The sequence below is a fragment of the Microbacterium aurantiacum genome, assembly GCF_040532595.1.
Taxonomy (GTDB): Bacteria; Actinomycetota; Actinomycetes; order Actinomycetales; family Microbacteriaceae; genus Microbacterium; species Microbacterium chocolatum_B.
The window spans coordinates 154,667-168,796 of sequence record NZ_JBEVYX010000001.1 but is presented as its reverse complement, the minus strand read 5'-3'; the positions used below and the strand labels follow the sequence as shown (position 1 = coordinate 168,796).

Here is a 14,130-nt window from a genome sequence, read left to right as displayed (position 1 = left end):
GCGTCGCGCGGCATTTGATTACCTGTGATGGTGAGTGACACGACGACCCAGGCGGCCCACGAGAAGTGGACCCGCGACCGCCGACGGACGGTGACCGGGCCCACGGGCGCGCTCTCGCTGGTGCTCACCCACTGGTCTCCCGCCGGTGAACCGCCGGTCGAGGAGCGCATCGCGCGCGCCGGACACCCCGTCGATGCCGTCTTCACGCGGCTGCGCCGCACCGACCTCGACACCGGCGCCCCGCAGGAGGGGTACCGCATCTGGCGGCAGGACTCTCCGGCACAGCAGGCGTTCGAGGAGATCGTGACCGCCCCCTACGACCCGGCCTGGGTCCTGGAGGGTCGCTTCGAGCTCGTCGACGAGGACCGCGTCGTCCCGTTCGAGCACATCAAGGACGCCGGGGCCACCCGCACCCTCCCCGTCTCCGGCGATCTGATCTTCACCGTGGACGGTACCGAGTATCGGCTCGCCGCCTTCGACACCACGCACGACGGCCATGCGACGCTCCAACTCGTCTTCGGCGACACCACGAACGGCGCCGAGTCCTACGGGGCGGGACGTTTCCTGTTCCTGGACCACCCCGGCGCGGATGCGCCGCTGCGCCCCGGAGACAGCATCCCGATCACGGTCGACTTCAACCGCACCACCGTGCCCCCGTGCGGATTCTCCAATCAGATGAACTGTCCGCTCCCGCCGCTGCAGAACCGCCTTCCGTTCGCGGTGCGCGCCGGAGAGCTGCGCGTCCGCTACGCCGACGGCTTCACCCTCTGACTTCTCCCTTTCCCCTCCACCCCCCACAGAAGGACCCTGACGTGACCGCACGCCATCGTCGCATCCCGCTGCTCGCCTCCGCCGCCACGCTCGCCGTCGGCGCCCTCGTCCTCGCCGGCTGCGCCGGTGGCGCCCCCGCGCCGTCCTCGGCGGCCGGGGAGGCCGACCCGCAGGCCGAAGTGATCGTCGGCTCGCAGAACGAGCCCACGAACCTCGACCAGATCTTCGGCGGCAGCTCCGGCGTCACCGAGGTCTTCACCGGCAACGTCTACGAGGGTCTGTTCAGGATCACCGACGACGCCACCGTCGAGCCGCTCCTGGCCACGGAGACCGAGGTGTCCGAGGACGGCCTGGTGTACACCTTCACCCTGCAGCCCGACGCGACCTTCCACTCCGGCGACCCGGTGGACGCCGAAGCGGTCAAGTACAGCCTCGAGCGCTTCGTCAGCGAAGAGTCGATCGCGGCGCGCAAACGTCAGCTCAGCGTCATCGACAGCGTCGAGGTGGTCGACGAGCGCACCGTCGCCGTCACCCTCAGCCAGCCCTCCATCAGCTTCACCTACAACCTCGGATACGTCTGGATCGTGAACCCGGCTGCCGGAGACCTCACCTCCAGCGCCGACGGCAGCGGCCCCTACGCGCTCGCCGACTACCGCAAGGGCGACTCGATCGCCCTCGAGGTGAACGAGGACTACTGGGGCGACGCGCCCGCCAACGGCGGCGTGGTCTATCAGTACTACGCCGACCCCACGGCTCTGAACAACGCGCTGCTGACCAACGCGGTCGATCTGGTGACCAGCCAGTCGAACCCCGACAGCCTCGCGGAGTTCGAGGCGGCGGGCTTCGAGATCATCGAAGGCACCTCCACGACCAAGGAGCTCCTCGCGTTCAACGACCGGATCGCCCCGTTCGACGACGTCCAGGTCCGGAAGGCGATCTACTCCGCGATCAACCGCGAGCAGCTCCTCGACGCGATCTGGGACGGCCGCGGTCAGCTCATCGGCTCGATGGTGCCGCCGTCGGAGCCGTGGTACCTCGACCTCGCCGACAACAACCCCTACGACCCGGCCCTGAGCGAAGAGCTGCTGGCGGATGCCGGCTACGCCGACGGCTTCTCCTTCACGATCGACACGCCCGACTCCGGCGTCCACTCCACCGTGGCGGAGTTCGTCAAGACGGAGCTGGCGAAGGTCGGCATCACGGTCGACATCAACATCATCACCGATGACGAGTGGTACCAGAAGGTGTACACCGACACCGATTTCGAAGCGACGCTCCAGGGGCACGTCAACGACCGCGACATCAACTTCTACGGCAACCCCGACTTCTACTGGGGCTACGACAACGCCGACGTGCAGACCTGGCTCGCCGACTCGGAGGCGGCCTCCACGGTCGAGGAGCAGACGGAGCTCGTGAAGCTGGCGAACCAGCAGATCTCCGACGATGCTGCGAGCATCTGGCTCTACCTCAACCCGCAGCTGCGCGTCGCGGCCCCGGGCATCAGCGGGGTGCCCGAGAACGGCCTCAACTCCCTGTTCTACGTCTACGACATCGAGAAGGCGGCGTCATAGGCGCGTATCTGATCCGACGGACAGGATTGTTGCTGCTGGCCTTCGCGCTGGCGGCGACGATCCTGTTCGTCGTGCTGCGCGTGCTCGGCAATCCCGTGTTCGCGCTGATCTCCGTCGGCGCCACCGAGGCCGACATCGCCGCGGCGGCGGCCCGCCTGGGAGTGGATCGCCCGCTCTACGTGCAGTTCGCCGACTACCTCGCGCAGCTGGCGACGCTCGACCTCGGCCAGTCGTTCACCAACCGTCTCGACGTCGGTGACGAGATCGCCCGCCGGCTGAACGTCACCCTGCCGCTGACACTCATCTCGTTCGCCCTCGCGGTCGTCATCGCCGTCCCCGTGGGCTTCTTCGCCGCGTGGAAGTCGCGCACCTGGTACGGGGCGACCTTCTCCGCGCTGTCGCAGCTGGGCGGTGCGATCCCGGCCTTCTGGGTCGGCATCCTGCTGGTCTCCGTCCTCTCGCTCGGATGGCGGGTCTTCCCGGCGGGTGGATTCCCTCGGACGGACTGGGAGGATCCGGGGGCGGCTCTGTACTCGCTCACCCTCCCGGTGCTGGCCATTGCCATCGTGGCCGGCAGCGACCTCGCACGGTACGTCCGCAGCGCGACGCTCGACATCCTCGGCCAGCAGTACATGCGCGCGGCCCGCGCGAGCGGCCAGAGCTTCGCCACCGCGCTCTGGCGGCACGGGGTGCGCAACGCGGTGGTCCCGGTGATCTCGATCCTCGCGATCATGCTCTCGACGACATTCGTCGGTGCCGTCGTCATCGAGCGGGTCTTCGCGCTCCCCGGCCTCGGCGACATGCTGCTGGTGGCGATCCGCGAGCAGGACTTCCCGAGCATCCAGGGCATCCTCCTCTTCTCCACCGCGCTCGTGCTGCTGTTCGGCTTCGCCGCCGACATCCTCCAGCGCATCATCGACCCGCGCCTGCGCGACACCCTCTCCGGCAACCGGCGCGCGAGGGCCGCCGCATGAGCGCGACCGAGCTGACCGCCGCCCCCGTCACGCCGCGCGGGCGCCGTTCGTCGCGCCGTCGGTCCGTGAACCTCCTCGTGGGCGCGGTCCTGTTCGGCGCGATCCTCGTGATCGCGCTGGTGTCCCTGGTGTGGACGCCGTTCCCGCTGGAGGACACCACCGGCGGGCGTCTGTCGCCGCCGTCGCTGCAGAACTGGGCCGGAACCGACCGGCTCGGACGCGACCTCTTCTCCCAGCTGATGGTGGGGGCGCGCCTGGCGATGCTCGTCGGATTCGGGTCGGTGCTCATCGCCGCGCTCCTCGGAATCACGCTGGGCCTCGCCGCCGCGACCGCGGGCCGGTGGGTCGACGATGCCCTGTCGAGCCTCCTCGACATCGCGATCGCCTTTCCCACTCTGCTGCTGGCGATGCTCATCGTCGCGTGGCGGGGGGCGTCGCTCGAATCCGCGACCCTGGCGATCGGTCTGGCGGGATCGGCGGTGATCGCCCGGCTCACCCGGGTCACGGCCACGCGCGTCCTCGCGCAGGACTTCATCACCGCATCACGCACCTCGGGAACCGGGAGTGTGCGCATCCTCTTCCTCCACGTGCTCCCCAACGTCTGGCCCACGCTCGTCGTCCCGCTCGCGCTGCAGTTCGGCGGAGCCGTCGTCGCGGAGGCGTCGCTGTCCTACCTCGGGCTCGGGTCTCCACCGCCCAACGCCTCGTGGGGGCGCATGCTGCAGGAGGCGCAGAGCACCGTCCTCGTCGCCCCCACCGCGGCGATCCTCCCCGGCATCCTGCTCGTGGCCACGATCATCGGCATGAACCTCCTGGCCGACGGCCTGCGGGACATCGCGGATCCGACGACGCGGAGCATCCGATGACCGCGCTGCTGCAGGTCCGACATCTCGGGATCGCGCTCACCGAACCGGAGCCGCGCGATCTCGTGACGGACGTGTCCTTCGACGTCGCCGCCGGGGAGCGCCTCGGCATCATCGGGGAATCGGGGTCCGGCAAGTCGCTGACAGCGCTGGCGATCCTCGGTCTGCTCGCGCACCCCCTGACGGCGCGGGGAGAGATCGTCCTGGCGACGCCCGAGGGACCCGTGGGTGCCGTGACCGCCCGCTCCCGGCGGATGGACGCCGTCCGGGGCAGTGTCGTCAGTGCGGTGTTCCAGGAGCCGCTGGCGGCCCTCGACCCGCTCATGCGAGTGGGCGCCCAGATCGCGTGGCCGCTCCGCCGCCATCGGGGGCTCCGCGGAGAGCGCCTGCGCACGGCGGTGCTCGATGCCCTCGCCGACGTCGCCCTGCCGAACCCGGAGCGGATCGCGCGGTCGTACATCCACGAGATCTCCGGCGGGCAGCGCCAGCGCGTCGCGATCGCCCTCGCCCTCGCCGGCGACCCCGACCTCCTCATCGCCGACGAGCCGACCACCGCGCTGGACGTGACGGTGCAGGCCGGGGTGCTCGACCTCCTCCAGCGCGAGGTCACCGAGCGGGGGATGTCGCTCATCTTCATCAGTCACGACCTTCCGGTCGTCTCCGAGATCTCCGACCGCGTCCTCGTGCTCCGGCACGGCCGGCAGGTCGAGCTGGCGCCGACGCGGCAGCTGCTGACGGCCCCGGCGGCGGAGTACACCCGCAGTCTCGTGGCGGCCTCGCGGGATCTGGACGCGTTCCTCCCCGGGGAGACCGGGCGCCACCGATCCCGAGGAGACCAGTCGTGAGCGCGCTGCTGCAGGCCCGGGACGTGTCGTTCTCGTATCGCCGGGGATCGCCGGTTCTGGAGGGGGTCGACCTCGCCCTCGCGCCGGGGGAGACCGTCGGTCTCGTCGGAGAGTCCGGCGCCGGCAAGACCACCCTGCTGCGGCTGCTCCTCGGACTCGACGCGCCCAGCCGGGGCGACGTGCTGTTCGATGGCGCCCCGCTCGTGCGGCGGGACCGCGCCACGATGCGCCGGTTCCGACGCGCCGTCCAGCCGGTCTACCAGGATCCGTTCTCCTCCCTGGATCCGCGGATGACCGTCGGCGCGTCGCTCGCCGAACCTCTGCGCTCCCTCGGCGTCCCCGGCGGTGCGTCGGCGCGTGCGGCTCGGATCGCCGAGCTCCTGGCGGCGGTGGATCTTCCCGCGGACGCCGCGTCGCGGCATCCGGAGGCCTTCTCCGGCGGGCAGCGGCAGCGCATCGCGATCGCCCGGGCTCTCGCACCCGAGCCGCGCCTGCTTCTCGCCGACGAGCCGGTCAGCGCCCTCGACACGTCGGTGCGGATGCGTGTCATCGAGCTGCTGCGCGGCCTCGTCGCCGAGCGGGGGATCGGACTGCTCATCGTCTCGCACGACCTCACGATCATCGCGGCGCTGTGCCGGCGGATGATCGTGCTCGAGGGCGGCCGCATCGTGGAGGCGGGCGAGACCGCGTCGGTGCTCACCTCCCCGCAGCATCCGTACACGCGGAGGCTGCTCTCGGCCGTGCCGCGCCTGCCGGTCTGAGCAGGGTCCGTCCCGCGCGCCCGGGCGTCCCCGGCCGATGCGACAATGCGGGGATGCTGTTCCACGAGGTCCGCGAGAGCGTCGACGAAGCCACCGCCACCGCATCGCGCACGGCGAAGATCGACGCCGTCGCTCGCCTCCTCGCCCGCGCGGATCCCGACGAGCTCGCGGTCGTCGTCGGCTTCCTCCTCGCCCGTCCGCGGCAGGGGCGCATCGGCGTCGGATGGCGGACGCTGTCGGACGTCGCCGTCGTTCCCGCGCCGGCGCCCACGGCGACGGTCGCCGACGTCGACGCGGCGTTGGATTCCCTCGCTCGCGCCGGCGGTGACGGCGTGAGCGCCCGGCGGTCGGAGATCCTGGGCGCTCTCGCCGCCCGCACGACGGCCGAGGAGTGGGACCTCATCCAGCGCATCATCATCGGCGAGCTCCGCTCGGGCGCGCTGGAGGGTGTCGTCCTGGACGCGATCGCCCGCGCGAGCGGGCACCCGACGGCGTCGGTCCGTCGCGCCGCGATGCTGAGCGGCGACCTGGGCGCGACCGCGCGCCTGGCGATGACGGGAACGACCGATGACCTCGGCGCGGTCGGGCTCGTCGTGGGGCGAGGCGTCCTGCCGATGCTCGCCTCGACCGCTCCGTCGGTCACCGACGCCCTCGCGGGGTTCGACGGGCCGGCGGCGGTGGAGTACAAGCTCGACGGCGCGCGCGTGCAGGTGCACCGCGACGGGGAGGACGTCCGCGTCTTCACCCGGTCGCTCGCCGACATCACCGACCGGGTTCCGGAGATCGTGGCGGCCGCCCGCGCGCTTCCCGCCGAGCGCGTGATCCTCGACGGCGAGACGCTCGCGCTCGACGAGGACGGCGGACCCCGTCCGTTCCAGGACACGATGGCGCGATTCGGCTCGGCCGCGAACGCGGAGACGCTGCTGCGGCCGTGGTTCTTCGACCTCCTCCACCTCGACGGCGCGGATCTGCTCGACGCGCCCCTGGCCGACCGCCGCGCCGCCCTCGCCGCGCTCGTGGGTGACCAGATCATCCCGGCCCTCCACACCGCCGACGCGGAGGCGGGGGAGCGGTTCGCCCGCGAGGCCCTCGCCGCCGGTCACGAGGGGGTCATGGTGAAGGCGCTCGACGCCCCCTACGCGGCCGGGCGTCGGGGGAAGGCGTGGCTGAAGGTCAAGCCGGTCCTCACATTCGACCTCGTCGTCCTCGCCGCCGAGTGGGGGTCGGGCCGGCGGACCGGCCTCCTGTCGAATCTGCATCTGGCCGCCCGCGACCCGGACGGGGAGTACGGGGAGCCGGGCGGGTTCGTCATGGTCGGGAAGACCTTCAAGGGGCTCACCGACGAGACCCTCCGGTGGCAGAGCGCGCACTTCCCGACGATCGAGACGCGGCGGACGGCCGGCGCAGTGCACGTGCGCCCCGAGACGGTGGTGGAGATCGCGATCGACGGCGTGCAGCGCTCGAGCCGGTACCCGGGCGGCGTCGCGCTCCGCTTCGCTCGGGTGAAGGGCTACCGGCCGGACAAGGACGCCGGCGGCGCCGACACGATCGGCGCCCTCCGCGCCCTTCTCCGCCCCTGACCCGCCGGTTCACTTGTCGCTTCGTGCGGGTGGAACCGCGCGGAACCCGCAAGACGCGACAAGTGAACACAGCGGGCCCCGGCGTCGGAAAGACGCCGGGGCCCGCTTCGTGATACCGGGGCTACAGCCTCATCGCGCCGCCCGACCGCAGACGCGAGAGGGCGTCGACGGTGGCGGCCAGGATCAGCACGCCACCGGTGACCAGGAGGTTCACGCCGGCGGGGAGGCCGAGAAGGCCCAGACCGTTGGTGATCACCGCGATCACGAGGGCGCCGATCGCGGCGTGGACCAGGCGTCCGCGACCGCCGAAGAGGCTCACCCCGCCGACGACGGCGGCGGCGACGCCCGACAGGACGATGTCGCGTCCGACCGCGGCATCCACGGATCCGACCCGGGTGACGCTGAACAGCGCCGAGACGACGGCGAGGCTCGAGCAGATGACGAACGCCCACCACTTCACCCAGCGGACCTTCACACCGGAGCGGCGCGCGGCCTCGGCGTTCCCGCCGACGGCGTAGATGTAGCGGCCGAACTTCGTGCGGTCCAGCACGAACGTGCCCGCCCAGAGGATCACCAGCACCACGGGGACGATGTTCGGCACCCCCTGCACCGCCACGGCCCCTTGGCCGCGGTCGACGTTGAGGACGTACACCACGACACCGCCGATGACGGCGATCGTGGCGAGCTTGATCCACACGAGGGAGATCGCCCGGTTCGGGACGCCCGCGCGGGTGCGCCGGGCGCGGTCCCAGAAGGCGGTGCCGCCCGAGACGGCGATCATGATCGCGAGCATGAGCCAGCCGCCCCAGACGGGCAGATTGCCGTTCTGCAGCGCGATGAGCTCGGGAACCTCGACGCGGTACAGGCCACCGGGTCCGATGATGACCAGCGCGAGTCCCTGGAGGCCCAGGAACAGGCCCAGTGTCACCACGAACGACGGTATGCCCACCCTCGCGACGAAGAACCCTATGAACGCCCCGGCGAGGAGCCCGAACCCGAACCCGACCAGCAGGGCCAGTGGCCAGGCGATGCCGAACTGGGCGTTGAGGACGACGAACAGCGCCATCGCGACACCGCCGGTGACACCGGCGGACAGGTCGATCTCGCCGAGGAGCAGGACGAACACCAGCGCCATCCCGAGCATGACCAGGGTCGCGGCCTGGTTGAGCAGGTTGGCGAAGTTCCGCTCCGTGAGGAAGAACGGACTCAGGGTGGTGAACAGGATGCCGAGGACGACGAGGCCGCCGACGGCGGGCAGCGCCCCCATGTCGCCGCCGCGGACCCGCTGCCACCAGGCGCGCACCTGGTCGGCGAGTCCGCCTTCGACGCCGCTGCCGATGAGGTCTCCCGCGATGGGGTCCACGGAGGCTTCCGTGCGGGCGGTGCTGCTGCTCATCACGAGTCTCCTTCGGTGCGGATGGTCGCGGTGTCCTGCACGACGAATCCGGTGGGTGTCTTGGTGCCGGTGATGTACCCGACGACGTCGTCGCGGGTGGTCTCGGCGGTGGGGATCTGGGCGACCATCTGCCCGAGGTACAGCACGGCGATGTCGTCGGCGACGGCGAAGACGTCGGCGAGGTTGTGGCTGATGAGGACCACCGCCACACCCTGGTCCGACAGGCGCCGGACGAGGTTCAGCACCTGCTCGGTCTGGGCGACGCCGAGAGCCGCGGTCGGCTCGTCGAGGATCACCACGCGCGCCTTCTTCAGCACCGCGCGGGCGATCGCGACGGTCTGACGCTGACCGCCGGAGAGGCTGGAGACCTTCTGTCGCACCGACTTGACGGTGCGGACCGAGAGGGAGCGCAGCGTGTCGGAGGCCTCCTTCTCCATGCGCCCCTCGTCGAAGGTGCCGCCCGCGGTCTCCTCGCGACCGAGGAACATGTTCTGGACGATGTCGAGGTTGTCGCACAGCGCGAGGTCCTGGTAGACGACCTCGATGCCCAGGCCCGAGGCGTCGCGGGGGGCGTGGAGATCGCGGTGGACGCCGTCGATGAGCACGTCGCCTTCGTCGTAGGGCTGCACTCCCGCGAGCCCCTTGATGAGGGTGGATTTGCCGGCGCCGTTGTCGCCCACGAGGGCGGTGACGCGTCCCGGGTGGACGCTCAGATCGACGCCCTTGAGGACGCTGACGGGGCCGAAGGACTTCTTCACGCCGACCAGCTTGATGATCGGGTCCGTGGCGGTGGAGGGGTGGGAAATCGTGTCTGTCATGATCGCTTCCTTGCCAGCGGGATGCCGGACATCCCGCGTGCGGATAGGGAAGGGGCGCCGCGCCCCGGAGGACGCGGCGCCCCGTGCGGCGGGGTTACGGCGTGACGCCGAACTCCTCGCACGCGGCCATGACCTCGGGGGTGCAGACGTCGTCGTAGGCGGCGTCGCCGGCGGCGATGACGTCCTTGACCTCGTCGGGGCCGACCAGGACCGGGGTCACCTGGATGTAGGGCGTCCCGTCCTCGAGCTCGGCATCGGTGGAGACCGACTCGCCGTTGAGGAGCGCGATGGCGACCTCCACGGCCGCGGCGGCCTCGTCGGCGACCGGCTTGTAGACCGTGGCGGTCTGCCAGCCGAGGAGGATGTTCTGCAGGCCCGCGATGTTGGCGTCCTGGCCGGAGACCGCGACGCCCTCGAGGTTGTTGGTCTGCAGCACCTGGATGACACCGGCGGCGTTGGTGTCGTTCGCGGCCCAGACGCCGTCGACCTGCCCGCCGAGCGAGGTCAGCGCCTGCTCGAAGTTGGTCTGCGAGACGGCCTGGTCCCACGCTCCCGGGGGCTCGGCGGCCGGGGTGATGCCCGCCTCGGAGAGCACCTCGTCGGCACCGTCGTGGAACATCGCCGCGTTGCCGTCGGTGGGGTCACCGCCGATGTAGACCACGGTGGCCTCTGCGGGGTCGACGCCCGCGGCCTCGAGGCCGTTGAGCACCGTCTGGCCCTGGAGGCGTCCGACCTCCATGTTGTCGAACGAGACGTAGTAGTCCGCGCCGGCGAAGGGGCGGTCGTAGGCGATGACCGGGATCCCCTGCGCGGTCGCCTTCTCGGCGACGGCTTCGGCCGCGCCCTGGTAGTCGACGAGGAGCATCACGCCGCAGCCCTGCGTGAGCTGCTGGTCGGCGATGGTGGAGTACTGGTTGACGTCGCCCTGGGCGTTCTGGATGTCGACCTGGAAGCCGGCGCCCTCGAGGCCCTCCTGCAGGTACTTGCGGTCGAAGTTCTCCCAGCGGGGCGAGGACGCCGCGTCCGGGAGGATGACGCACGCGCGCCCGGCGTCACCGGCGGCGTCGCCGCCGTCGGTCGCGCCGCCGCCGTCGGTGCTGCCACCGGCACAGCCGGTCAGTGCGACAGCCACGGCGCCGGAGAAGGCCGCGAGCGTCAGGAGTGAAGACTTCTTCATCTTTCGCCTTTCGTCTTTGAAGGTGCGAGGCCCGAGCCCGAGCCACATCGCTTGCACTGATCTTGACGAGTGAACGCATTGGCGTCAAGACTTGAAGATAACGCCTCGATAACGCGACGGACGTCTTCGCCCCCTGAAGTCAAGGGGTGGTCGTCGTGCGCGCTCAGGCGCGACCGGTGGCGGCGCGGGTGCGGCGGGAGATCGAGTCCACGATGACCGCGAGAACGAGCACGGCGCCGGTGATCATGAACTGAACGGATGAATCGAGGTTCAGCAGTGTCAGCCCGGAGGCGATCGAGCCGATCACCAGGATGCCGAGGAGAGCGGAGAAGGCGCTCCCTCGACCGCCGAACAGGCTCGCCCCGCCGATGACGGCCGCGGCGATGGCCGTGAGGTTGGTGTCGCCCGCGCCGGAACTCTGGTTGGCGGCGGCCAGGCGTGCCGCAGCGAGCAGCCCGCCGACCGCGGCGAGGGTCGAGCACATCGCGAACACCGAGAGGTAGATCCGATCGACGCGGATGCCGGCGCGACGGGCACCCTCCACCGACCCGCCCACGGCGTACACGGCGCGACCCCAGCGTGTGCGGGTGAGGGCGATGTGCATCGCGACGACGAGGGCGAGGAAGAACACGAACATGACCCCGACGCCGCGCGAGAGGTTCAGGTACCACGCCGAGGCGGCCAGCACGACGGCGAGCACCGTGGTGCGCGCGGCGATCTCCATCGGACGCTGGTGGACGAGGTCTGCGGCGGCGCGGCGCCGCGCTCGGCGGACCAGGCTCGCCGCGTACAGCCCGACGGCGACGGCGACGGCGACGTAGGACGCCCACGCGGGGAGGAACATCTGCTGTGCGAACTGCACGATCCACGAGTCGAACGGCAGGTTGATCGAGCCGGACGGCCCGAGCACCCACAGCTGCACGCCCAGGAAGGCCAGGAGTCCGGCGAGGGTCACCACGAAGCTCGGCAGCCCGAAACGGGTCACCAGGAACCCGTACACGAGGCCGATGAGGGCACCCACCCCCGCTGCGGCGAGCAGCGCGACCGCGAGGGGCCACTCCAGCTGGACGAAGCCGACGGCCAGCACCGCGGCCGCGAGCCCCGATACCGAGCCCACCGAGAGGTCGATCTCGCCGATGAGCAGCACCAGGACGATTCCCAGCGCGATGGTGCCGATCGCCGCGCTCTGCATCGTCAGGTTCACGAGGTTCGTGCTGGAGAGGAAGACCGGGTTCAGCGTCTGGAAGACGATCCAGATGACGATGAGGCCGGCAATGACGGGGGCGGCGCCCAGATCGCCGCCGCGGATCCGCGCGACGAACAGGTCGAGACTCTGCCGGATGCCCCCCGTCGGCGGGAGTGCGCCCACGGCCGCTCGGTCGTCGGCGGCGGTCACGCGTCGTCTCCGTGCCGCGGGCGGGGGGCGCGGGCGCTCCGAGGACGGAGCGGGATCACGGGGACGGCCGCCTGCGCGGGCTCGGTCTGTTCGGCCGGGGGCGCGGGCTCCGGTGGTGCCGGACGGGGGCGGGGCGCACCGAAGTCGCCGGCGCCGGTGATCGCCGCGATGAGGGTCTCGCTCGTGACGTCGGCCACGCGGTACTCGCCGTTGTTGCGTCCGAGGCGCAGCACGACCACGCGGTCGGCGACGGCGAGGACGTCGGCCATGTTGTGGCTGATGAGGATCACCCCGTGCCCGCGCTCGCGCAGCCGCTCGATGAGGTTCAGCACCTCCGCGGTCTGGGCGACGCCGAGGGCCGCCGTCGGCTCGTCGAGGATCACCACGCGGGGTTCGCCGACGAGGGAGCGCGCGATGGCGACGGTCTGGCGCTGGCCGCCCGACAGCGAGGCCACGGGCACGCGGACGGAGGGGATCTTCGCCGACAGCTCGCGCAGGAGGCTCCATGTCCGCTGCTCCATGTCGACCTCGTCCAGGAGCATGCCGTCGCGGCGCTCCCGTCCGAGCCACAGATTCGCCACGACGTCGAGGTTGTCGCACAGGGCGAGGTCCTGGAAGACGGTCGCGATCCCCAGATCCTGCGCGTCGGCGGGGCTGGCGATCTGCACGCTCCGCCCGTCGAAGACGATCTCCCCGGCATCCGGCGGGTGGACTCCCGCGAGCACCTTCACCAGGGTGGACTTGCCCGCGCCGTTGTCGCCGACGAGCGCGACGACCTCGCCCTCGTTGACCCAGAAATCCACATCCGACAGCGCCTTGACCGCGCCGAACCGCTTGCGGATGCCGGTCATCGTCAGCACCCGCTCCCGGGTGCGCCGAGATCGGGGATGCGCCGTCGCCATGTCCGCTGCCACCTGGCTACCGTAGACCGGCGGCGGCGCAGGCGGCCGCATAGGCCGGCGTGCAGATGTCCTCCACGCTCCAGAATCCATCGGCGATCACCGTCTCGGCGATGGTGTCCGCCGTCACCGCGATCGGGTCGAGGAGCGTCGTGGGGACCCCGTCGATCTCCGCAGGCGCGGTGACCTCGTCTCCGCGGACGAGGGCGACGGCGACCTCCGCGGCGAGGCGCGCCTGCGGCTTGATGGCCTTGTACACGGTCATGTACTGGTCTCCCGTGAGGATCCGCTGGAGCGCGGTGAGCTCGGCGTCCTGACCGGTGACCAGCGGATACGGCGCGACGTTCGCGGCCTTCAGCGCCGACACCGCCCCCGAGGCGGTGCCGTCGTTGGCGGCGTACACCGCGGCGATGCGGTCGCCGAACTGGGAGATCTGCGCCGCGGTCCACTCCTGCGCCTTGTCGGGGCTCCAGTCGGGCGTGCTGTACTCGGCCAGCACCCGCACCCCCGCGGCATCCAAGACCTCCCGCGCCCCCGCGCGGAAGAGTGCGGCGTTGCTGTCGGTCGGCGAGCCGTTGATCATCAGGATGCCGGCGTCCGACCGATCGGCCGCATCGAGCCCCGCCACGAGCGTCTCGGCCTGCAGCTGTCCGACCTTCTCGTTGTCGAACGAGACGTGATAGGCCAGCTCCCCGCCGGAGATCATCCGGTCGTAGGCGATCACGGGCACGCCCTGCGCGTTGGCGGCGGTGACGATCGTGACCGCCGCGTTGCCGTCGACGGGGTCGAGGACGAGGACGTCCGTGCCGGCGGCGAGGGCCGATTCCGCCTGCTGCTGCTGCTTGGCGGCATCCTGGTCGGCGTTCGAGTACAGCACCCGGAAGTCGCCGAGTTCGGCGACGCGCTCCTCGAACACCGGGCGGTCGAACGTCTCGTACCGCGCCGTCTTGGCGTCGGGGAGGAGGAGGGCGATGGTCCCCTCGTCGTCAGGGGCGGCGGGGGAACAGGCGGCGAGCAGGCCCGCCGTCAGCACGGTCGCGACGAGCGCGGCCGCCGATCGGAGGCGGGAGGGGCGCACG

At 71.2% G+C, this 14,130-nt stretch carries 13 protein-coding genes; 7 read left to right on the top strand and 6 right to left on the bottom strand.

Annotation, left to right across the window (positions count from 1 at the left end):
* The first annotated feature begins 27 nt into the window (after positions 1–27).
* From ABXJ56_RS00810 to ABXJ56_RS00780, 7 genes are read left to right on the top strand one after another with little or no spacing between them, the layout of a single operon-like run.
* Entirely contained in the window at positions 28–771 is a 744-nt protein-coding gene (locus tag ABXJ56_RS00810; protein ID WP_353997852.1) for a DUF1684 domain-containing protein, read from the top strand.
* Positions 772–812: 41 nt separating this feature from the next.
* Positions 813–2,342 carry an ABC transporter substrate-binding protein gene (locus ABXJ56_RS00805; protein WP_353997851.1) on the top strand — a complete coding sequence of 510 codons (1,530 nt, stop codon included), beginning with the start codon at positions 813–815 and terminating at the stop codon, positions 2,340–2,342.
* 29 nt (positions 2,343–2,371) lie between these two features.
* The gene (locus ABXJ56_RS00800; RefSeq protein ID WP_353997850.1) at positions 2,372–3,316 is read left to right on the top strand and encodes an ABC transporter permease; all 945 of its coding nucleotides are present in this window, start codon (positions 2,372–2,374) and stop codon (positions 3,314–3,316) included.
* Entirely contained in the window at positions 3,313–4,182 is an 870-nt protein-coding gene (locus ABXJ56_RS00795; RefSeq protein ID WP_353997849.1) for an ABC transporter permease, read from the top strand. Before ABXJ56_RS00800 ends, ABXJ56_RS00795 begins: the two co-directional genes overlap by 4 nt.
* Complete coding sequence (locus ABXJ56_RS00790; protein ID WP_353997848.1) at positions 4,179–5,024, top strand: ABC transporter ATP-binding protein; 846 nt, start codon at positions 4,179–4,181, stop codon at positions 5,022–5,024. Before ABXJ56_RS00795 ends, ABXJ56_RS00790 begins: the two co-directional genes overlap by 4 nt.
* On the top strand, positions 5,021–5,785 hold the full coding sequence (locus tag ABXJ56_RS00785) for an ABC transporter ATP-binding protein (protein ID WP_353997847.1): 765 nt from the start codon (positions 5,021–5,023) through the stop codon (positions 5,783–5,785). Before ABXJ56_RS00790 ends, ABXJ56_RS00785 begins: the two co-directional genes overlap by 4 nt.
* A 53-nt stretch (positions 5,786–5,838) precedes the next feature.
* Positions 5,839–7,365 carry an ATP-dependent DNA ligase gene (locus tag ABXJ56_RS00780; RefSeq protein WP_353997846.1) on the top strand — a complete coding sequence of 509 codons (1,527 nt, stop codon included), beginning with the start codon at positions 5,839–5,841 and terminating at the stop codon, positions 7,363–7,365.
* Positions 7,366–7,486: 121 nt separating this feature from the next.
* On the opposite strand, the gene ABXJ56_RS00775 is transcribed toward ABXJ56_RS00780, so the two are convergent.
* From ABXJ56_RS00775 to ABXJ56_RS00750, 6 genes are all read right to left on the bottom strand, one after another.
* Positions 7,487–8,761, bottom strand: coding sequence for a sugar ABC transporter permease (locus ABXJ56_RS00775; protein ID WP_353997845.1), 1,275 nt, complete (start codon positions 8,759–8,761; stop codon positions 7,487–7,489).
* Entirely contained in the window at positions 8,761–9,579 is an 819-nt protein-coding gene (locus tag ABXJ56_RS00770) for an ATP-binding cassette domain-containing protein (protein ID WP_353997844.1), read from the bottom strand. The genes ABXJ56_RS00775 and ABXJ56_RS00770 overlap by 1 nt, the downstream gene beginning before the upstream one ends.
* A 94-nt stretch (positions 9,580–9,673) precedes the next feature.
* The gene (locus ABXJ56_RS00765; protein WP_053548762.1) at positions 9,674–10,756 is read right to left on the bottom strand and encodes a sugar ABC transporter substrate-binding protein; all 1,083 of its coding nucleotides are present in this window, start codon (positions 10,754–10,756) and stop codon (positions 9,674–9,676) included.
* Positions 10,757–10,919: 163 nt separating this feature from the next.
* A complete protein-coding gene (locus tag ABXJ56_RS00760) occupies positions 10,920–12,152 on the bottom strand; it encodes a sugar ABC transporter permease (RefSeq protein ID WP_435404918.1) in 1,233 nt (410 codons plus the stop codon).
* A complete protein-coding gene (locus ABXJ56_RS00755; RefSeq protein WP_353999934.1) occupies positions 12,149–13,054 on the bottom strand; it encodes an ATP-binding cassette domain-containing protein in 906 nt (301 codons plus the stop codon). Before ABXJ56_RS00755 ends, ABXJ56_RS00760 begins: the two co-directional genes overlap by 4 nt.
* A gap of 16 nt (positions 13,055–13,070) precedes the next feature.
* Positions 13,071–14,129, bottom strand: a complete 1,059-nt coding sequence (locus ABXJ56_RS00750; protein ID WP_353997843.1) for a sugar ABC transporter substrate-binding protein — start codon at positions 14,127–14,129, stop codon at positions 13,071–13,073.
* Between the last annotated feature and the right edge of the window lies 1 nt (position 14,130).

Bases quoted from the DNA above. Each gene is read 5' to 3' on its own strand.
- ABXJ56_RS00765 (WP_053548762.1), bottom strand. From the start codon at position 10,756: ATGAAGAAGTCTTCACTCCTGACGCTCGCGGCCTTCTCCGGCGCCGTG.
- ABXJ56_RS00790 (WP_353997848.1), top strand. From the start codon at position 4,179: ATGACCGCGCTGCTGCAGGTCCGACATCTCGGGATCGCGCTCACCGAA.
- ABXJ56_RS00810 (WP_353997852.1), top strand. From the start codon at position 28: ATGGTGAGTGACACGACGACCCAGGCGGCCCACGAGAAGTGGACCCGC.
- ABXJ56_RS00780 (WP_353997846.1), top strand. From the start codon at position 5,839: ATGCTGTTCCACGAGGTCCGCGAGAGCGTCGACGAAGCCACCGCCACC.
- ABXJ56_RS00775 (WP_353997845.1), bottom strand. From the start codon at position 8,761: ATGAGCAGCAGCACCGCCCGCACGGAAGCCTCCGTGGACCCCATCGCG.
- ABXJ56_RS00755 (WP_353999934.1), bottom strand. From the start codon at position 13,054: ATGGCGACGGCGCATCCCCGATCTCGGCGCACCCGGGAGCGGGTGCTG.
- ABXJ56_RS00770 (WP_353997844.1), bottom strand. From the start codon at position 9,579: ATGACAGACACGATTTCCCACCCCTCCACCGCCACGGACCCGATCATC.
- ABXJ56_RS00795 (WP_353997849.1), top strand. From the start codon at position 3,313: ATGAGCGCGACCGAGCTGACCGCCGCCCCCGTCACGCCGCGCGGGCGC.